The organism is Weissella koreensis KACC 15510 (assembly GCF_000219805.1).
GTDB lineage: Bacteria > Bacillota > Bacilli > Lactobacillales > Lactobacillaceae > Weissella > Weissella koreensis.
The window spans coordinates 1,358,873-1,378,549 of sequence record NC_015759.1 but is presented as its reverse complement, the minus strand read 5'-3'; the positions used below and the strand labels follow the sequence as shown (position 1 = coordinate 1,378,549).

Sequence of the window (19,677 nt, the reverse complement as noted above, 5' to 3'; positions counted from 1 at the left end):
GATGCTTTGAAAATTAATCAATAATTTTTTTACGATCATCAATCAACAATGGAATAGGCAAAATATCACTTGGTTTTGCAAAAAGATATCCTTGTTGAATGATAATATCATGATCCTTCAACCACGAAGACAATTCTTCTTTTTCAATTCCCTCAATTACAAGGTCTAATTGGTTATCGATAGTAATAGTATTTAATAACTGAATCATTAATGTAACTTGATCATCATCCAAAATATTACGAACATGAACCAAAGACCATTTGATTCGTGTCAAATAATCTTTAACTAACAAGAAATTACCAATTGAATTATTCCCTTGTTCCATATCATCAAGAGCAATTTTGTATCCTAATTCATGAATTGCTTTAAAAGCTTCGACATTAATTGCAGTAGTATATTCATACTGTCGATCAGTAGCCGGATTTTCAGTAATTTCAATAATTAAGCGATCACGTAATTCTGGCTTGATTAAATTCAATAATTGATATGTCCCTGCGTATTCAAGCTCCTGTTGATCCAAATTAAATGAAAAAAGACTATTTGGGTTCATTTCCAAAATTTGTGGTAAGGCTTGGGCTAAAAAATCTAAATAATTGCGATGATGCTCTTCGGTGTTTGTTGCTTCTGCATACAAAGCACCTGGAAATCCAGGAACACTATGACTACGTAACAATAGCTCATATTCATCATAATCAGCGTGCTCTAAATTAACAATTTTTTGACCCATAAAATAAAAATCGTACATGTTTTGTAATTCCTCCAAATAGTAATTGTTTTCTAATGATAGTTAAATTAATTTGATTGGCTCGACACCTGCCGGTTTAGCAAATAAATAACCTTGTTGATTTGTAATATTATTTTTTACTAACCAATCTGATATTTCCGATGCTTCAATTCCTTCAATTACTAGTTCTAAATCAAATTGATGACTTAATTTATTTAAAAATTGAATGATTCCTTCAATACTTTCATTTGGAATTCGATTTATTACATGCACATATGACCATTTAATCTGATGAATATATGGCATTACAAGTAACAAGTTTCCTATTGAATTATTCCCTTGTGTAATATCATCTAACGCTACTCGATATCCCAACAGATTAATTTGCTTAATCACCTCAACATTAATAGATTTGGGGTAACTTTTATGCCTTTTCAAAGGTGGCAATTCTGTAATCTCTATTGTTAAATTTCCCCTAAACTCAGGATTTATTTTTTTCAAAAAATCTAGCGTTGCATCATATTCTAACTCTTGCTGATCCAAATTAAGACCAAATTTATTACCTGGATTTAATGCTAAAATATGATTTAATTCATGCTCCAAAAAAGATAAATATTCTAGATGTAGTTCTTCAGAAGTCATATAAGCAACATATTGTTCTGCAGGGAAACCAGGAATACTATGACTACGTAATAATAATTCGTATTCAGGGCCTTCAGGATTTAATAAATTTACTATTTTTTGACCCATAAAATAAAAATCATTCATCTTTACGTACCGATCTCCAATCATTAAATATACATTAGTTAAATTTTAATTGTTATTTAACATTTTGTAAACATTTAAATATTGTTTTTACCAAATATTTAATAACAACAAATTTGGAGTATGATATTATATTTATTTAAATGAATTAAAAAAAGTTCTCAAATGAATTGAGAACTTTTGATATTATCGTGTAATTAACGCTGAAACACCCATTCCACCACCTACACAGAGTGCCGCAACTCCAGTTTTCTTATCATCATGGATAAGTTCATAAATTAAAGTAACTAAAATTCGACTTCCGGATGCACCAACAGGATGTCCTAACGCAATCGCACCACCATTAGGGTTCACAATCGCTGGATCTAATCCTAATAATTGATCACCAACTACCAATGATGGTGCCGCAAAAGCTTCATTTAATTCAAAATAATCAACTTCAGATTGTTTAAAATCAGGATGATCTTTAAAAAGCTTTTCAACAGCATAGTATGAGCCAATTCCCATTAGTTCAGGCTCTAGCCCTACTAATGCAGACGCTTGCCACTGTGCTAATGGTTCTATTCCTAATTCGTGCATCTTGCTTTCACTGATTAATACGACTGCAGCTGCACCATCATTTAAGCCTGAAGCATTCCCCGCCGTAACTGCACCATCTTCTTGATAAACTGGCTTCAATTTGGCCAATTTTTCTAATGATGTATCCCGTCGCGGTGCCTCATCTTGATCGACAACATAAGAATTACCTTTACGATCAATCATTGGTAACGATACAATTTCATCATCAAAGCGGTGTTTATCTTGTGCACTCACTGCTCTTTGATGACTTTGATAACTAAATTCATCCATCTCTTCTCGTGAAATATCATATTTTTTAGCAACGTTTTCCGCAGTAATTCCCATATGATAACCACCTTGAGCGTCAGTCAAAGCATCCGACAATAAGGCATCAATCATCCTACCATCACCCAAACGGGCTCCAAAACGGGCTTGATCGACAATATAAGGGGCTTTAGACATACTTTCCATCCCCCCAGCAACAACGATATCTGCTTGGTGTGCTTGAATTAAAGCTGCGCCCATATTGATGCTGGATAGTCCTGATCCACACACATCATTAATCGTTATTGATGGTACTTGGATCGGAAGTCCGGCCTTTAAAGCAGCTTGACGAGCCGGATTTTGACCTTGACCCGCTTGGACTACATTCCCCATCAAGACTTGACTAACTTGATCAGCCTCTAAACCTGATTGATCTAAAGCTCCTTTAATTACAAATGAGCCTAAATCCGAGGCCGTTAAGGAAGACAATGTGCCTCCAAACTTACCAATTGGGGTTCGTTTTGCCCCAATAATATAAACTCGCTCCATAATCCGTTCTCCTATGGCTAATAACTTTTAATCTTCATATTTTATTTTGAAATAACCGTTCCGCGATATAAGCTACCTTCAATCGCTACATTCATATTTGCTTGATTAACCGGTACTGGTAATTCAATTTGAATCCCATAATTTGTATCATTTGGTACAACCCCAACAAAGGCTGACCCATTCAACATCATTTGTACTAAATCACCAGCTTGATATGATCCTTTGATTAAAACATTTTGACTTGAATTGACTAATTGCTTATTAATTTCAGTATATGGCCCTGCTAATCGTACTGTCGTTAAATTTTCAATTTCATCACTGACGGATGCGGTTTGCTCTGTTACTGCTGCATTGGCTACGACAGGCTGAAACAAATTAAAATTAACTGTTACCATTACCGTTGCAAGTGAGCTAATCAAAAATAATTTTGCCTGATTAACTGGGCTCACCTTTGAAAAATTCTTTAATATTGCCATTGACTGAGTACCTCCGTCTTTCAATATCATCATTATGGCGGAAAAAGTATAAACCAAACTTTAAATTAAAGAAATAAATTTACATTAGTGTCATCTAGCTATTGTAACCGCATTCTATTGCTATTAATCAATTAATTAATTTGTTAATGAAGCGTTTGTAATGCATTTTTAATATTTTCATCACCACCACGCATCACAATAGTTTTACCAATTGTTGTTGGGTAGTTAATGACCTCAGCCAAAACTCGTGCCACTGTTGGGATGGTATTTTCACCAAATTGATTTTCATTTAAACTTACCCCAGTGACTTCATCGTTTTCAGTCAAAGAACCTGGTTGCAAAATTGTATATGCCAAACTAGTTCGCGTTTGTAACCATTGATCAGCATAGAACTTAGCAATATTATATGGTGTTAATCCAGATTCATAACCCCCAGGCCATTCACTTTGTCGATCGGCTTTATATGAACTTAATTGAATATAACGTTTAATACCTAATTGTTCCATAGCTGTCATTAACTTAACGGCACCATTCAGATCAACTTCTAATAAGGCTTTACCTCGTGAACCTGCTACAAAGTAAACCGCATCGAAAGTCGCCATTTGTTTAATTTTATCAGCAATATCATCAACAGAAGCATGTACCAAATCTAGGGCGACTAAATTATTAGTATCCCCATTAATTGTACTATTTCGAGTTCCAATAACTTGGTGCCCTGCTTGTTCTAATTCCTGAATTAATGCTTTCCCAACACGACCACTTGCACCTACAACTAATACTTGCATAATATTCCTTCTTTCTAATAAATGATTATTCTTATCCCATTAATTTTAATCTCAAAATTATCAGGAATTTTTATAAAAAATAAAAGTACGGCTAAGATATATTATATCCTAACCGCCTCATATTAGTTATTATTTGTTAGTTATTATTTGATGACATTCCAAATATTCTTAAAATGTATAAGAATAAGTTAATAAAATCTAGATATAGGCTAAGTGCCCCATATACAGCTACACCTTGTTCTGCTTGATGATTACCAGCAATTTGTAAATACATTTGCTTTAAACGATTCATGTCATAGGCAGTAATAATCGCAAAGATTACTACACCAGCCCATGATATTAGCATGTATAAGACTGTTCCACCAATAAAGATATTGAGAATCCCACCAATAATCAAAGCAAAAACTGCCCCAAATACAATCGTTCCCATCTTAGACATATCACGTTTAGTTGTAGCCCCATACAAGGCCATCCCCATAAACAGGGCAGCGGTTGTAATAAACGCCAAGATGATTGTTTGTGGCGTCATGTATAACAAGATGGAAGTAAAGAAAAGTCCCATGATTACACTATAGGCCATTAACAATCCAAAGGACCGCGCTGGATTTTCCATTGCTGAACGTGCCGCTACCCAGCTGATTCCAAAGAGAATAGCAAAGAGAACTAGCGTGGGAACAATTCCCGTTGTCAAAGCTAAGATCTGTTGAGCAAACATCGTTACGCCGATAAAGACTGTTGCAGCCGTTACCAATAAGGCCATCCCCATATAGCTATAAACTTTTAGGAAAAACGAATTCAAACCCGAAGTTCCAGGATTAACTAAACGTGGTCCTTTTGATCGCAAATTATCCATAAATATTCTTACTCCTTTACCTTAACTAATTGTAACTACCATTCTATACTAAAATGCTTAAAATAACCATAATGGGTCCAATAGAAACGTGTACTGCTACTGTAGGTTTGATGTAAGATTTGAGAGAATTTTTTCATATGCAAATTCAGTTTGTTGTACATCTCCAGCCCCCATAAATACGACCACTGGATTCTGATCATGTTGCATTAATGGCGCTACATCATCAGGTGAGATAATTCCTCCAAACTTTGTCATCTTAGCCCCAAGGTCAGCTGAAGAAATATTACCTTGCGTCTCGCGAGCTGAGGCAAAAATATCTGTCAAATAGACACGATCAGCGAGATCTAATGATTCCGCAAATTCATCTAAATAGGCGATCGTTCTTGAAAAAGTGTGTGGTTGGAAGACAGCAACTAGTTCACGACCAGGAAATTTTTGTCGGGCCGCATCCAAAGTTGCTTTAATTTCAGAAGGATGATGCGCATAATCATCAATAATCGTAACATCACCCACTGTCTTTTCAGTAAAGCGGCGTTTTACTCCTTTAAAGCTCAATAACTCTTGCTGCAACAAATCAAGATCGATTTCTTCAACGTATGCCACAGCGATAACTGACAATGAGTTTAAAATTCCATGTATTCCAAAGAGCGGAACTTGGAAATTACCAAGTAATTCATCATGATAATAAGCATCAAAACTTGATCCCTTAGTTGAACGTTTGATATTTTTAGCAATAAAATCATCTTTATCATTCAAACCGTAGTAGTAAACTGGGACATCCGTTTCCAATTCACGTAATTTAACATCATCACCCCAAGCAAAGATTGCCTTCTTAACATTATGACTAAAATCATTGAAAGCATCAAATACATCATCAATATCTCGATAATAATCAGGATGATCAAAGTCAATATTCGTCATAATAGCATAATCAGGGGTGTAATCCTTGAAATGACGACGATATTCGTCAGCTTCAAAGGCGAAGAAACGAGCATCTGGAACCCCTTTTCCCGTTCCATCACCAATCAAATATGAAGTTGGAGCAATCCCTGACAAAACATGAGCTAAAAGACCGGTTGTTGATGTTTTACCATGGGCCCCAGCAACACCAACTGAAGTGTATTGACCAATCAAGGTCTGAACTAATTCAGGATAAGTTAGCATTTCAACTTCTGAACCTAATTTCAAAGCTGCTGCTACTTCCACTTGTTGATCATCAAAAGCATTTCCTCGGATCACAATCATTCCTGGCTTAATATTTTGAGCATCAAATGAATACATCGGAATGCCAGCAGCAGCAAGCGGCTTTTGAGTAAAAGTATATTGATCAATATCTGATCCAGACACTTCATAGCCTTGATCGTGCAGAATTAACGCTAGCGAACTCATTCCTGATCCTTTAATTCCAATAAAATAATATAATTTCTGTTTGTCCATTACTTATTACCTTCTTCTGACTTATTTTGAATTTTATTTAAAATAATTCAAATTAACTTGTTGTGCCACCGAATTTTCTTCGGAAATAATATCATCCAAACTTAAGCCTAGGCCTCTACTCTTTACAAGCATCTCATTAGAATCAATTACCACATCGGGTGTTTTAGTTTTAGCTTTAATTTCATTTACTGAATCGACATCAACTGATTCCTCAGGTTTCAGGTTTACTGGAGCCAAATTAATATACCCCAAATCACGTTTATGTTTAATCAGTTGTTCCACAGCTTGATCATAATTAGGAAAATATTCTTGGTAACGTAATACTGGTCGCTCTAGCATTGTGACTCCTTAGGCCTCTTGACCTTGAAATAACTTTTGAGCAGCAGGAGATTGAGGATCAAAAATCGTTCCGATCGGAGCAAAATCATCAGGCAAGATTAATGCCCCCGGTTGAGTTGGCGCGTTAGGTAAATTCAATTCACGTCCTGAAACAATCATTCCATTAGAAGTAACTCCTCGTAATTCACCAGGCCAAATAATTAATCCATTAGGCATCATTGTTCCAACTTGAGCTACCACAACTTTAATATTAGCTTGCATGTTTGGTGAACCTGAAACAATTTGAACCATTTGATCATCGCCCACTTCAGTCGAAGTCACTTTTAAATGATCAGAATCAGGGTGTTCTTCAGCGCTTCGAACATAACCAACCACCAATTTAACCTGAACCTTATCCAATTGAACTTCAAACCCAGCATTAATAATTGCTTGATTTAGTTGATCAATTTGCGTATTAGTCAAAAATATCTGACCTGCTTGAAAATCTTTAACATCAATAATATCAGCGACCTTCAAAAAATTAACGCCTACTAAATCACCAGATTGACTCATAATAACTGTCACATTATTTTTGGTCTCAGCTAGATCTTTTTCACTAGATGGTGCTGTGATTGCAATTAAAACATCCCCTAAAGCTGCAGGGTTATAACTTGTAATTAACATATTTAATCTCCATAAATAATATCATTGACGGTGGCCGCATCTAATTGCAAAATCAAGCGTTCCACCAAGGACTTTGCTGCTTCAAAATCAGCAATTGACCAAAGCGTTTGGTGTGTATGAATATAACGAGAAGCTACACCTAGTGTAACTGATGGAATCCCATTATTTTGTGATTGTGCACCAGCAGAATCCGTGCCCCCATTTGGGACAAAGTATTGCAGTGGTATTTTTTCATCATTCGCAATATCCAAGATGAATTCTTTCAATCGACGGGGCATAATAACCCCTGGGTCCACAACTCTTAAGATGGTTCCTTGATCTAATTGACCTTGTCCGGTAGAACTATTTAAATCGTCCGCGGTTGAACTATCCAGACCAAAGAAGATATCCGGTTTTAACTGATGAACAGCTGGTCCAACCCCACGTAAACCAACTTCTTCCTGAACATTAGCCCCCATCATTAAGGTGTTAGGTAGAGTTTGATCTTGTAATTTATCTAAGACATCCAAAATAGTTACCAGACCAAATCGATTATCCCAACTTTTTGAAATCACGCGTTTTTGATTAGCTAAGAGTTCTGTTTTAACTTGCGGCACGATAAAATCACCAGGTCGAACTCCAAATTCTAATGCTTCTGACTTTGATGTAAATCCACCATCAAAAAGAATATCATCTAAGTTCGGTGCACCATTAACTCCACTTTGGTTTCGTAATAGATGTGGCGGAATTGATGATGATATTACTGGATAACTTTGTTCCCGTGTAAATAAAGTAAATCGTTGAGCTGATACCACAAATGGATTCCAGCCACCTAAAGGCTTCACTTCCAATAATCCTCGATCTGTTACCGCTTTAACAATAAACCCAACCTCATCAAAATGAGCTCCAAACATAATCCGAGGAGCTTTTTCATCGTTATTTTCACGAATTCCGTATAAACCACCTAGACCATTTTGAACAACTTTATCAACTAATGGCGTTAAATCTTTTCGAAAAGCTTTACGGACCATAAATTCTTGTCCTGATGTTCCTTGTAATTCTGTATATTTAACAATTCTTTCCCATGTTGACGTATCCATTTCAAGCCTTCTTTCTACATCATCTTTATCTTTCAAATAATTCTATTCTAAAGTATGTTTTATTATTACTCCTGGCTTAAAAAACCACGAATTTGTGATTCTAACATATTGATAGCAATCTTATTTGATCCCCCTTCAGGAATAATAATATCTGCATAACGTTTGGTTGGTTCAACGAATTGATGATACATTGGTTTAACTGTATCTAAATATTGATCAATGATTGATTTAGGTGTACGTCCACGCTCAACCATATCCCGTTGTAATCTGCGAATAAAACGAATATCATCATCAGTATCAACATAAACTTTAATGTTAATTAAATCTCGTAATCGTGCATCCACAAAAAGCAATACACCTTCAACGATAATGACATCGGCTGGCTGAACAGTTAGCGTCTCTTTTGACCGAGTTGAATTAACATAATCATAGATGGGCTCCTCGATTGTCTCTCGTTTCAATAGCTCTTGTAGTTGATTAATCATCAAATCAGTATCAAAAGCATCTGGATGATCATAATTCCTAGCCCGTCGTTCATCTAGGGTTAAGTGATCTTGTTGCTTATAATAGGAATCCTGTGCAATCATAACAACTGATTCCCCTGCTAAATGTTCCACAATTTCTCGACTAACCGTAGTTTTTCCTGAACCCGAACCACCACTAACTCCAATAATAATTGGCTTTTTCCCTAGCATATTATTTATTCTCTCTTTATTTTTTATTTGATTGGTAAATCAATTTTAATCGTTGTCCCAACACTCACTTGACTCTTAACATTAATTGTACCATGCAATTTATCAACCCACTCGTGAACAATTGATAATCCAAGACCAGTACCTGGAATTTGTTGATTTCGTGACTTATCAATTCGATAAAAACGATCAAAAATTTGATTTTGGGCGTTGCTAGCAATACCTAATCCGGTATCTTTGACGCTTATTTTAATGCGCTGACCAATTTTTTCAACTCTAATTATTAATAACCCATTCTTTTTATTATATTTAATCGCATTAGAAATTAAATTACTTAAAATTTGTTGCAATGGTTCTAAATAATATTCAATCTTTAAATTAATCATTAATTCTAGACGTAAATTTTTAGCCTCAATAGCTTGTGCCTGGCCTTTTAAGATAGTTTGTACAACCTGATCTACATCTATTTTAACAAGTGGCAATACCTTATCCTCTATTTTAATCACCGACAAAATATCATTGGTTAAGTCTAATAATCGCTTAGATTCGTGCGCAATAATATCCAGAAATTCATGCTTAACTTCTTCTGGCATAGTTTGATCATCTAAGAGGGTATCAGTAAAACCAATAATTGAGGTCAAAGGTGTTTTTAATTCGTGCGAAACATTCGCCAAAAATTTAGTTTGTTGGAACTGTGCCTCAATTAGATCAGTTACATCATAAAAAGCAATAACAACGGTATCTGATTGCATAGTAGATCGATAATACTCCATGGTTAAATCTAAAAATTTAGCTTTACTACCTTGTTCTAAAGTAATCATTTTATGATGATTACCCTTTTTCAAAATTCCACGTTCAATAAAGGCGATCAAATCATGATAATTCAAAAGGTCATCATAGTGATGTCCAATAACCTCATCTGGTAATTGAAGTGCTTGCCTTGCTGTTGGGTTGATACGCAAAATTTGACGACTTGTCGTAATTTCAATAATTCCAACAGGCATATCGTTCCAAACCGTATTTAAAATATTCTCATTATGTAAGGCCATTTGAATTTGAACTTGCTTCTCTTGCTGCAATCGATTAACAGTTTGTGCTAAAGGTGCTAAACGATGTCTGGGATCTAAAATAATATTTCCACGCTCACCAATCTGACCTATCCGATTATTAAATTCAGCTAGAGCTTGATCTTGCCTATATTGCATAATAGCTGATATTAATCCTAGTATTATAGCCAAGCTAAGTTCCACTTCAAGGCCCATAAAAAGCGGCCACGCCTTGATATCAGCATTTAATTTTAAAATAATAAAAGTACAGAATTGAAGAATTAAAAAGACAATCAACATACGCCAAAACCACTGACGCATGTATTTCCACCATTTCTGCATATTATTTACTTTCCTCCTGGCTAAATCGATAACCAAAACCTCTGACCGTTTTAATAAGCATAGGGTCTTTAGGGTTAGCTTCGATTTTGTCTCGCAAGTTCGATAAATGCATATCAACCATTCTTGTATCTAAACCAGATAATTCAATTCCCCAAGCACCTTTTGCCATTTCTGAACGATCTAAAGTCCGCCCCGCATGTTGCATCATATAAGCTAATAGATCATATTCTTTAGGCGTTAAGTTTAACATGACCTGATCTTGGTAAACTTTTTGTTGAAATAAATCAATTTGTAAATTATGTAGATGAATCGAATTCATTGTTGTTCCATCTGAAAGCGCATTACGACCATTCTTAATTACTTTCTTGTGTGCTTTAGTGTTGCGACGTAGCACTGCTTTAACCCGTGCAAGTAATTCTCGCACTTGAAAAGGCTTAGCCAAATAATCATCGGCACCACTATCTAATCCGTTGACCTTGTCACTTTCAGTATCCATTGCAGTCAACATAATAATTGGTACACTATTATGCTTTTTCCTTAATTGTTTAGTGAGGGTCATACCATCAACACCTGGTAACATTAAATCAAGAAGAATCAAATCTGGATGATGTTCCTCTACTAGTTCGATAACTGCCTGACCATCACCAGTAGTCACGACATTAAAGTTATTTTGCTCTAAATTATATTTTATTAATGTTACAATTGCTGGCTCATCATCAACGACTAAAATAGTTGTCATAAACATCGCCCCCATTTAGATGTTATAAATATACTGTTTATCATTTTATCAAATTTTATCGTTCAATATCAATACTTTAAGTCTGTTAAATACTAATATTTCGCTAAGTTAAACAATAAAAGCTTAAAATATTGATACTATTTTTAAATATTCAAAAAAAGTCACCATTTTATGCTAAGCACAAGACGATGACAATTTATAATTAAGAATTAATTTAAGCTTGCTTGTTTTTTATGCTTAATGAGCCAATGGATCGTCCAGATTCCAAATAACATCAATCCTCCGAAGATATAAAGAATCTTTGATCCGAATGGTTCCACCATATAACCTACTAAAATCACAATCATAGGTACCCATAAATCAATTGAGAAAAACGAGATACTCATCACTCGACCTAAGAATTTAGGATTACTTTCCTGTTGATTGACTGTATTAATTTTAATCGTGACAGAAGCTCGTACAGCCCCTGCAGCAATTACCAAAACGGTCAAAACCGGTAAATATGGGAAAACCGCTGCTAAAATATAAACAACACCTAAAATAGATAGGTCAAGATATAAAGTTTGCAATCGATTAAATTTTGGCGCCCGCGCTAACCAAATCCCCATGATTAAGCCCGCTATTGCTGCCAAAGATAACATTCCAGAATAAATTTTTGCATCCCCACCATAAACTTTTTGTACTAAATATGGAGTTGCCACCACAAATCCTTCCGAAAAGAAGTTTGACCACATGGCTAACAACATCGATTCTAGTAATTTTGGTGTATTGAAAACATAATGATAACCTTCAACAATCCCTTTAAACATTGGTTGATGATTTTTAGCAACTTTTTCTGGATGATATTTAATCAAGGAATTAATTCCAGCTGTTAAAATCAAAAGCCCACTATAAATTAACAAAAAATCTTTAAAATTAATCCAATTTAATGAGAGTAAAACTCCTCCAGCCATTGGTCCTAAAGCCTGACCCAAGGTAAAAGCCATACTAATCATAGCATTAAATCGTGGCACTCGATTGGCCTTAATGACATCGGGTAAAAGCGTCCGTCCCGCTGGATATGCAAATGATATATCAACATTCAAGACAAAGGTTACCGCAAATAAAAGCCAGATTTGCGGATTATCAGGATTCAAGAAAAATGACAGCAATAATATAATAATACCACCAACTAAATCTGCACCCGCTAATAACATTTTACGATTATATCGATCCAATAAAATCCCAACTATCAGGTCGCAAATCATAAATACCACAAATCCAAAACCTGTTAACCAACCTAAAATTTTTGCATTACCAAAACTAGCTACTAAAAACCAGTTCAAAGCAAAACGGTAAATCCCTTCGCCAAAAACTGAGGCAAAATTCGACCCCAATAACGGCCAACTAAAATTCTGTTTTTTTGTTTCCATTTCCAACTTGAATTCCTCCTAAAATAAAAGGGCACGGATTTGATTAATCCAAGCCATTTTATTCATTAATTTTTTTAATTTATCCTACTGTGCTCCACGCGCTGTACAAATAGCCACAAAATTTTTAAATAGGACAACAAAATCAAACCATTGACTTTGATTATCAATATATTGTAATTCAATATCAGCACGTTGTGGATATTGAATATTACTACGCCCACTTCCTTGCCATAATCCCATTGCACCTGGTCTCACTGACAATAATTTATTAATCCGCTCAACCGTCTCATATTCATGAAGTTCAGAGGGAACAATCGGGCGTGGCCCAATCACAGTCATATCACCAATTAAAATATTTAAAAATTGAGGCATCTCATCAATACTTGTTTTACGAATAAAAGCACCAAAACGAGTAATTCGAGGGTCTTCACCAATTGGTAATTTATAGCCATTATCAACAAATTTTTTATAAAGAACTGGATTTTCATAAAGACGTTCTTCAGCACCAACAACCATCGAACGAAATTTATAAATTTTAAATGGTTTTCCATATTCACCAATTCGCGTTTGTTTATAGAAAACTGGTCCTCGATTAAGTCCAAAGAGATAAAAACAAGTAACGATTAGAAAAAGTGGTGACAACATAATCAAAGCAAAAAGTGAAACCGAAATATCAACAAATCGTTTTGAAAAAACATATAAAGAATTTTTTCTCATAACTTACCTAATCATCCTTCCCTATTCAAACTTTTTATCTTGTTAAGTTTACTTTAAAACTTAGCAGTCATTTTTTGCGAGTCACTAGTAATAACATTTTGGTTTTGATCTAATACCGGTGCAAAAGCGATGGTTGCTCGATTTAAGATTTGTTTTTCTTGACCGTCTTTTCCAACTAAAATAGTTGCAAAAGTTTCTACAGTTTCTCCTGGTTGAATCATTTTTTGACTCAACTTCGCATCATTATCCAAACCACTTTGAACAGTCACCACATCGTTTGATGATAATTCAACTTCCTTTACACCGTCCGTTTGAATGATTCGGTTAGTTTTATTAGTGATTGAATAATTAAGTATTAAGGTCTGATAGTCACCATCAATACTACGATCATTCAATGCCATCCTTGCCATTTGTAAGGCTTCATCTGTTTTTGGTTGATTTAATTGTACCTTTATCTTATTTAAAGTATAACTCACCTCAGAATCCATTAATTGTTGATCAGGATTGGCGTTTATTTGTTGTAATTCACTTCGATTTCCAGCAGGACTGATACTATATTGCCCCGGCTTAGTTAAATTTCCACTTGCAACATATTGGTCAGAGTTACTATCGTTCTTAGAAACTTCATAAGTCCTTTTATTTGTCTTATGCTTAGCCCCATCTTGTAACGGTTTAATTGAATCTTCATTTATCTTCTGGCTTGTCTTAATTTGTCCTTGATTCTGACTATCATTATTTTTGTGAGTGAATTTTGCTATAGCAATTCCAATAATTAATAATAAAATAATTGCAGCAATTCCAATCAGCCACCATCTCTTCTTTTTCAAGTTTTAATACCTACCCTAAAATTAATTGTATTCCATTAACACGATAACCAAAAACTGAATGCATTTTTTGATCAACCTCGAATATTAACTTGCTTTGATCCCAACCGTTTAAATTACGTAAGTCCCTCAATATTAGTTGGCCTTCCATTTGTGTTTTAATTTTAATTTGTTTTTGATCTATTTCAAGTGATATCGCTGGTAAAACGATATCATGATTACGCACCATAATTTGATATTGTTCAGGCATTGCTAATGTTGATGCCCTTAATTGTGATAAATTCATAACTATCCTTCATATTATCTATTTTTTGTCTAATCTCGTCAATCTTTTAATATCTTATTTTGATCATTTGATTACAACATATCAATTAAGTAAAACATATATATTAATAATAATTATACCTAAATGTTTATAAAATATAAATTATGAACTGCGATAAACACACATTAAAAAAAGAAGTAGGCTATTAGACCTACTTCTTTAACTTTAAATATTAATTTTTTATTAAGAGATTTATTGAAATTTTTTCTTAATTTTATCTAACTTTGTTTCTTCGCCATTCATCGCATTTTGGAATTTCTTCAAAGCATCTTGTTGGTCGCGGGTTAACTTAGTCGGAACATCAATATAAACTACAACATATTGATCACCATAACCAGATCCTTGTAGGCGAGGGGCTCCTTTTCCACGTAAACGGAAACGTTTTCCATTCGCTGTACCAGCTGGTATTTTCAACTTAGCTTCCCCATGAACCGTCTTCACCAGAATTTCACCACCAAGGGTTGCTGTTGCAAAATCAAGTGGTTGTTCTAAGTAAACATCTGCTCCATCTCGTTCAAAGCCATCCTTAGATGCAGCCACATGGAATACAACGAAAAGATCTCCAAAAGGCCCACCATTTGATCCAGCTTCACCGTAACCACTCATGCGCATTTGTTGGCCGTCATCAATTCCAGCTGGAACTGTTACTTTAACCTTCTTATGTTCACTTTGACCATTTGATCCAGTGCGGTTATATTCGATTTCAGTATCTAAACCAGCAATAGCTTCTTCAAATGTTAAATTAAGACGGTATTGTAAATCAGACCCTTGTCGAGGCCGATTAGGATCAAAGGCCCCGCCGAACATTTGACTAAATATATCACCAAAATCAGAATAACCACCTTGGCCACCAAATCCACCACCGAAACCACCTTGACCACCAAATCCTTGTTGGTCACCAGTCGTCCCAAATTGGTCATATGATGCACGCTTCTTTTCATCACCTAAAGTTTCATAAGCATCTTGAACTTTTTTATAGGTATCTTCGGCACCTGGTTCTTTATTAATATCTGGATGATATTTTTTCGACAATTTTCGATAAGCCTTTTTTATATCATCTTGCGATGCATTCTTATCAAGTCCTAACGTTTCATATAAATCTGTGTTGTTCATGAGGAAAACCCGCCTCCATTTTTTTATTTTTTATGTATAAGAAAAGGGCACAAACCCCATTCTTAATGGTAAACGTCCTCACGAGAGTAATTTCAATTACTTTTTATCGTCAGAAACGTCTTCGAAATCACCATCAACAGTATTATCATCGGCCTTATCTTCAGACCCTTCAGCACCTTGTTCAGGAGCTGCTTGTTGATACAACTTAACTGCTAACTCTTGAGAAACTTTTTCCAAAGCTTCCTTCTTTTCAGCCATTTGATCTAGATCATCAGCTTCCTTAGCAGACTTCAATTCTGTAAGAGCATCTTCAACAGGCTTCTTGTCATCAGCTGATAACTTGTCTCCTGTATCTTCCAATGTCTTCTCAGCTGAGAAAATCAATTGGTCAACATCGTTGCGCAAATCAACTTCTTCCTTACGCTTCTTGTCGGCTTCTTCATTAGCCTTAGCATCGTTCATCATCTTTTCAATTTCTTCGTCAGACAATGATCCAGAATTTTGGATAGTAATCTTTTGTTCCTTTTGAGTTCCAAGATCCTTAGCTGAAACAGTTACAATTCCGTTTCGGTCAATATCAAACTTAACTTCAATTTGTGGTACACCACGTGGAGCAGCTGGAATATCAGCCAATTGGAAACGTCCTAATGTCTTGTTGTCAGCGGCCATAGCTCGCTCACCTTGCAAAACATGAATATCAACGGCTGGTTGGTTATCAGCAGCAGTTGAGAAGACTTGTGACTTTGAAGTAGGAATAGTTGTATTACGATCGATCAACTTAGTGAATACACCACCCATCGTTTCAATTCCAAGTGTTAATGGTGTGACATCAAGCAAAACGACATCCTTAACATCACCAGTAATAACACCACCTTGTACAGCAGCTCCCAAAGCAACCGCTTCATCTGGATTGATTGAGTGATTTGGTTCCTTACCAGTCAAATCCTTAACGAATTCTTGCACAGCAGGAATTCGAGTAGATCCTCCATTCAAGATAACTTGATCAATGTCAGCATTTGATAGTCCGGCATCCTTCAAAGCAGTTTCAACTGAAGCCTTAGTACGTTCAACTAGATCATGTGTCAATTGATTGAACTTAGCTCGAGTCAAAGTTGTTTGAATATGAAGAGGACCATTATCTGATGAAGCAATAAATGGCAAATCAATTTGTGCTTCTGTAGCTTGTGACAAAGTCTTCTTAGCAGTTTCAGCAGCTTCCTTCAAACGTTGCATAGCCAAAGCATCTTGCTTCAAATCAATACCATTTTCGTTCTTGAAGTCTTCAGCTAACCAATCAATAACCTTTTCGTCAAAGTCATCACCACCAAGGTGTGTATCTCCTGATGTTGACAAAACTTCAAAGACTCCATCCCCTAATTCAAGAATAGAAACGTCAAATGTTCCACCACCAAGGTCATAAACTAAGACTTTTTCATCCTTAGTCAAATCATCAAGACCATATGCCAAAGCTGCAGCCGTTGGTTCGTTGATAATACGTTCAACTTCCAACCCAGCAATCTTACCAGCATTCTTAGTAGCTTGACGTTGTGCGTCGTTAAAGTATGCAGGAACAGTGATAACAGCCTTATCAACTGTTTCTCCCAAATAATCTTCAGCATACTTCTTGATGTATTGCAAAATCATTGCTGAAATTTCTTCTGGAGTATAATCTTTTCCGGCTACCGTAACTTTATAACCATCTTCACCCATATGTGACTTAATTGATACAATTGTATCTGGGTTTGTCATTGCTTGACGCTTAGCTGTATCACCAACTTGGCTCTCACCATTCTTAAATGAAACAACTGATGGAGTTGTCCGTCCACCGTTTGGGTTAGTGATAACTTTTGGAGTTCCACCTTCCATAACAGCAACAGCAGAATTTGTAGTTCCTAAATCAATACCAATAATCTTTGACATATTAATTTACCTCGACTTATATTTTTTAATTTTTTATTTAAATTAGTTATAAACAACAACCATTGCTGGTCGTACAACCCGATCAGCTAGTAAGTATCCCTTTTGCAAAACTTGAGCAATCGTATCAGCCGGATGTTGGTCATCCGCTGGTTGAGTTTGAACTGATTGATGCATTTCAGGATCAAATGGTTCACCAACCACACCGACAGCCTTGATGTCATTATCTCCCAAGGCGCTGTTCAAACTCTTGTAGACTATTTCTACACCACTCTTAATTTTTTGAGCGGACTCATCATTGGCTTCAACGTCAATGGCCCGTTCTAAATTATCTAAAGCTGGCAAAATTGATTTAGCTAGCTTTTGATTGGCGTACTTTAATGAAGTTGCCTGTTCTTTTGCGAAACGAGTTTGCATATTTTGCATTTCTGCATTGGTACGCAAATATTTGTCTTCTAATGCATCGTACTTTACTTGCAATTCTTGCAATGGATCCACTTCCACTGAATCTTCATCATTAGAAACATCAGCATCGGTTGCAACTGTTTCACTATCAGTTTGATGGTCTGTTTCATCAACTGGTTCTAATAACTCTTCGTCAACTGACTCTGTTTGCTCCGCCTTATTATCGGCCATACCAACACCTCTTTTCTAATAATATTCTTGTAATTCTTCTACTACGGCTTGTCGAACTTCATTTAGAATCGTAACAATCTTAGGATACGGCATATTAGTTGGCCCTAATATCGCTAGCTCTCCAAATCCATGCATCGGTATTTGGTAACGCGTTGAGACTAAACTATAAGGTTTTAAAATCTCATCTGAATTTTCTTCGCCAATTTGTACAAAGACTCCTTCATTCGCAGAACCAATAATTTTATGCATTTCTTCAGGATCATCTAACAATTGATATAAGGCCTTAATATCTCCTAAATCACTATCAGTAGTAAAGTCCATTATATTCAAACTTCCCCCAATGAAAACCTTATCCTGAATTGCCTGTGAGAGCATATCTCCAAACAATTGCAAGAAAGCTTGAGGTGACCGAATAGTTCGCTCCAAATCTAATGGAAAATCACCACTCAGACTTTGTAAAGCTTCACGAATTGGACGTCCAACTAATTGATGATTAATATATGTGACAATTATCTTTAGTTCTTCAATTGATGTTTCCTTAGGAAGACGGAAACTTTGACTGGCAGTTTGACCATTACTAGTCACTAACACTGCCATAATTTGCTGTCCATCAATTGGAATTAGTTGAAAACCCGAGAGCTTTACGTCATTAGTCGCTGGTTTTAACGCAATGGCTGTATATCCTGTGATATTTGCCATAAATTTAGTGACCTGAATTAACAAATCATCAACTTGTTGAAATCTTCGACTAAAAGTGCGATAAATTTGTTGTCGCTCCTCTTTTGAAGGACGGTGAGTTCTCATTAAATAATCAACATAGAAACGATAACCCTGTTGAGAAGGAATACGACCAGAAGAAGCGTGCTCCTTCTGAATCAATCCTTGATCCTCTAAATGTGCCATCTCATTTCGAATTGTCGCCGAACTAACCGGTAGATCTACATCAACCAACAAAGCTTTTGAGCCAACAGCTTTTCCAAATCGGATGTAATCAGCAATAATCGCATTTAAAATGATTCTTTGCCGTTCTGTTAACATCTCAATTTTTCCTTTCTTGGTTATTAGCACTCTTACTTTCTTATTGCTAACATCTATAATAATACACTCAAAAAAATAAATGTCAACTATTTTGGCACTTGATTTTATGGAGTGCCAAAACACTTAGAATAGTTCAATACATATTATGCTAATTTTAACGTTCTTACTTGATAAATAAGGGCTTTTATCCATTAAAATACCAAATTAAAGTTATCATCAATATCGGCTTTCGTACCAAAAGTATAAAATAATTCACTATTATTAAAATTTAAAATAAAAAATAAAAAAGAATTATCTAATGTAAGAATAAAAAATCATGAGATTTTGAAACCCATTCATCATATTACTTACAAGATAATTCTTTTTACTTATCAAAGTTAATCT

The 19,677-nt window shown here is 35.4% G+C and carries 21 protein-coding genes; all 21 read right to left on the bottom strand.

Features of this window, described 5'->3' with window-relative positions; all coding sequences use genetic code 11:
- Positions 1-13: 13 nt before the first annotated feature.
- The 21 genes from WKK_RS06700 to hrcA all read right to left on the bottom strand — a co-directional run bounded on the left by WKK_RS06700 (position 14) and on the right by hrcA (position 19,293).
- Entirely contained in the window at positions 14-745 is a 732-nt protein-coding gene (locus WKK_RS06700) for an EAL domain-containing protein (protein ID WP_006845341.1), read from the bottom strand.
- Between the two features lie 42 nt (positions 746-787).
- Positions 788-1,492: an EAL domain-containing protein gene (locus WKK_RS06695; RefSeq protein WP_006845340.1), complete on the bottom strand. Its 705-nt coding sequence runs from the start codon at positions 1,490-1,492 to the stop codon at positions 788-790.
- A gap of 183 nt (positions 1,493-1,675) precedes the next feature.
- Entirely contained in the window at positions 1,676-2,860 is a 1,185-nt protein-coding gene (locus WKK_RS06690; RefSeq protein WP_006845339.1) for a thiolase family protein, read from the bottom strand.
- A gap of 41 nt (positions 2,861-2,901) precedes the next feature.
- Positions 2,902-3,336, bottom strand: coding sequence for a hypothetical protein (locus WKK_RS06685; RefSeq protein WP_006845338.1), 435 nt, complete (start codon positions 3,334-3,336; stop codon positions 2,902-2,904).
- A 143-nt stretch (positions 3,337-3,479) separates the two neighbouring features.
- Positions 3,480-4,121, bottom strand: a complete 642-nt coding sequence (locus tag WKK_RS06680) for an SDR family oxidoreductase (protein WP_006845337.1) — start codon at positions 4,119-4,121, stop codon at positions 3,480-3,482.
- A gap of 136 nt (positions 4,122-4,257) precedes the next feature.
- A complete protein-coding gene (locus WKK_RS06675; RefSeq protein ID WP_006845336.1) occupies positions 4,258-4,974 on the bottom strand; it encodes a Bax inhibitor-1/YccA family protein in 717 nt (238 codons plus the stop codon).
- Between the two features lie 96 nt (positions 4,975-5,070).
- Positions 5,071-6,411, bottom strand: a complete 1,341-nt coding sequence (murC, locus tag WKK_RS06670) for a UDP-N-acetylmuramate--L-alanine ligase (protein ID WP_006845335.1) — start codon at positions 6,409-6,411, stop codon at positions 5,071-5,073.
- A 33-nt stretch (positions 6,412-6,444) separates the two neighbouring features.
- A complete protein-coding gene (locus WKK_RS06665; protein ID WP_013989848.1) occupies positions 6,445-6,750 on the bottom strand; it encodes a hypothetical protein in 306 nt (101 codons plus the stop codon).
- A 9-nt stretch (positions 6,751-6,759) separates the two neighbouring features.
- The gene (gene ytpR / locus WKK_RS06660) at positions 6,760-7,413 is read right to left on the bottom strand and encodes a YtpR family tRNA-binding protein (RefSeq protein ID WP_006845333.1); all 654 of its coding nucleotides are present in this window, start codon (positions 7,411-7,413) and stop codon (positions 6,760-6,762) included.
- A gap of 2 nt (positions 7,414-7,415) precedes the next feature.
- Positions 7,416-8,492, bottom strand: coding sequence for a glutamyl aminopeptidase (pepA, locus tag WKK_RS06655; protein ID WP_013989847.1), 1,077 nt, complete (start codon positions 8,490-8,492; stop codon positions 7,416-7,418).
- A 65-nt stretch (positions 8,493-8,557) separates the two neighbouring features.
- Positions 8,558-9,187 carry a uridine kinase gene (gene udk, locus WKK_RS06650; RefSeq protein ID WP_006845331.1) on the bottom strand — a complete coding sequence of 210 codons (630 nt, stop codon included), beginning with the start codon at positions 9,185-9,187 and terminating at the stop codon, positions 8,558-8,560.
- A gap of 23 nt (positions 9,188-9,210) precedes the next feature.
- Positions 9,211-10,572, bottom strand: coding sequence for a sensor histidine kinase (locus WKK_RS06645; RefSeq protein WP_013989846.1), 1,362 nt, complete (start codon positions 10,570-10,572; stop codon positions 9,211-9,213).
- Between the two features lies 1 nt (position 10,573).
- Positions 10,574-11,311: a response regulator transcription factor gene (locus tag WKK_RS06640; protein ID WP_013989845.1), complete on the bottom strand. Its 738-nt coding sequence runs from the start codon at positions 11,309-11,311 to the stop codon at positions 10,574-10,576.
- A 209-nt stretch (positions 11,312-11,520) separates the two neighbouring features.
- Positions 11,521-12,723: an MFS transporter gene (locus WKK_RS06635; protein WP_238530583.1), complete on the bottom strand. Its 1,203-nt coding sequence runs from the start codon at positions 12,721-12,723 to the stop codon at positions 11,521-11,523.
- 84 nt (positions 12,724-12,807) lie between these two features.
- Entirely contained in the window at positions 12,808-13,440 is a 633-nt protein-coding gene (locus WKK_RS06630) for a sugar transferase (RefSeq protein WP_013989844.1), read from the bottom strand.
- 53 nt (positions 13,441-13,493) lie between these two features.
- The gene (locus WKK_RS06625) at positions 13,494-14,267 is read right to left on the bottom strand and encodes a hypothetical protein (protein WP_013989843.1); all 774 of its coding nucleotides are present in this window, start codon (positions 14,265-14,267) and stop codon (positions 13,494-13,496) included.
- 10 nt (positions 14,268-14,277) lie between these two features.
- Positions 14,278-14,550, bottom strand: a complete 273-nt coding sequence (locus tag WKK_RS06620; RefSeq protein WP_013989842.1) for a hypothetical protein — start codon at positions 14,548-14,550, stop codon at positions 14,278-14,280.
- Between the two features lie 231 nt (positions 14,551-14,781).
- A complete protein-coding gene (locus tag WKK_RS06615) occupies positions 14,782-15,702 on the bottom strand; it encodes a DnaJ C-terminal domain-containing protein (protein ID WP_006845324.1) in 921 nt (306 codons plus the stop codon).
- Positions 15,703-15,798: 96 nt separating this feature from the next.
- Positions 15,799-17,622 carry a molecular chaperone DnaK gene (gene dnaK, locus WKK_RS06610; protein ID WP_013989841.1) on the bottom strand — a complete coding sequence of 608 codons (1,824 nt, stop codon included), beginning with the start codon at positions 17,620-17,622 and terminating at the stop codon, positions 15,799-15,801.
- 42 nt (positions 17,623-17,664) lie between these two features.
- Positions 17,665-18,255: a nucleotide exchange factor GrpE gene (grpE, locus tag WKK_RS06605; protein WP_013989840.1), complete on the bottom strand. Its 591-nt coding sequence runs from the start codon at positions 18,253-18,255 to the stop codon at positions 17,665-17,667.
- A gap of 15 nt (positions 18,256-18,270) precedes the next feature.
- Positions 18,271-19,293 (bottom strand): heat-inducible transcriptional repressor HrcA, encoded by a 1,023-nt coding sequence (gene hrcA / locus WKK_RS06600; protein ID WP_013989839.1) that lies wholly within the window; start codon positions 19,291-19,293, stop codon positions 18,271-18,273.
- Between the last annotated feature and the right edge of the window lie 384 nt (positions 19,294-19,677).

Bases quoted from the DNA above. Each gene is read 5' to 3' on its own strand.
- WKK_RS06680 (WP_006845337.1), bottom strand. From the start codon at position 4,121: ATGCAAGTATTAGTTGTAGGTGCAAGTGGTCGTGTTGGGAAAGCATTA.
- pepA (WP_013989847.1), bottom strand. From the start codon at position 8,492: ATGGATACGTCAACATGGGAAAGAATTGTTAAATATACAGAATTACAA.
- grpE (WP_013989840.1), bottom strand. From the start codon at position 18,255: ATGGCCGATAATAAGGCGGAGCAAACAGAGTCAGTTGACGAAGAGTTA.
- WKK_RS06690 (WP_006845339.1), bottom strand. From the start codon at position 2,860: ATGGAGCGAGTTTATATTATTGGGGCAAAACGAACCCCAATTGGTAAG.
- murC (WP_006845335.1), bottom strand. From the start codon at position 6,411: ATGGACAAACAGAAATTATATTATTTTATTGGAATTAAAGGATCAGGA.
- ytpR (WP_006845333.1), bottom strand. From the start codon at position 7,413: ATGTTAATTACAAGTTATAACCCTGCAGCTTTAGGGGATGTTTTAATT.
- WKK_RS06620 (WP_013989842.1), bottom strand. From the start codon at position 14,550: ATGAATTTATCACAATTAAGGGCATCAACATTAGCAATGCCTGAACAA.
- WKK_RS06615 (WP_006845324.1), bottom strand. From the start codon at position 15,702: ATGAACAACACAGATTTATATGAAACGTTAGGACTTGATAAGAATGCA.
- WKK_RS06640 (WP_013989845.1), bottom strand. From the start codon at position 11,311: ATGACAACTATTTTAGTCGTTGATGATGAGCCAGCAATTGTAACATTA.
- WKK_RS06685 (WP_006845338.1), bottom strand. From the start codon at position 3,336: ATGGCAATATTAAAGAATTTTTCAAAGGTGAGCCCAGTTAATCAGGCA.
- WKK_RS06700 (WP_006845341.1), bottom strand. From the start codon at position 745: ATGTACGATTTTTATTTTATGGGTCAAAAAATTGTTAATTTAGAGCAC.
- hrcA (WP_013989839.1), bottom strand. From the start codon at position 19,293: ATGTTAACAGAACGGCAAAGAATCATTTTAAATGCGATTATTGCTGAT.
- WKK_RS06635 (WP_238530583.1), bottom strand. From the start codon at position 12,723: ATGGAAACAAAAAAACAGAATTTTAGTTGGCCGTTATTGGGGTCGAAT.
- WKK_RS06665 (WP_013989848.1), bottom strand. From the start codon at position 6,750: ATGCTAGAGCGACCAGTATTACGTTACCAAGAATATTTTCCTAATTAT.
- WKK_RS06675 (WP_006845336.1), bottom strand. From the start codon at position 4,974: ATGGATAATTTGCGATCAAAAGGACCACGTTTAGTTAATCCTGGAACT.
- WKK_RS06630 (WP_013989844.1), bottom strand. From the start codon at position 13,440: ATGAGAAAAAATTCTTTATATGTTTTTTCAAAACGATTTGTTGATATT.
- udk (WP_006845331.1), bottom strand. From the start codon at position 9,187: ATGCTAGGGAAAAAGCCAATTATTATTGGAGTTAGTGGTGGTTCGGGT.
- WKK_RS06645 (WP_013989846.1), bottom strand. From the start codon at position 10,572: ATGCAGAAATGGTGGAAATACATGCGTCAGTGGTTTTGGCGTATGTTG.
- WKK_RS06695 (WP_006845340.1), bottom strand. From the start codon at position 1,492: ATGAATGATTTTTATTTTATGGGTCAAAAAATAGTAAATTTATTAAAT.
- dnaK (WP_013989841.1), bottom strand. From the start codon at position 17,622: ATGTCAAAGATTATTGGTATTGATTTAGGAACTACAAATTCTGCTGTT.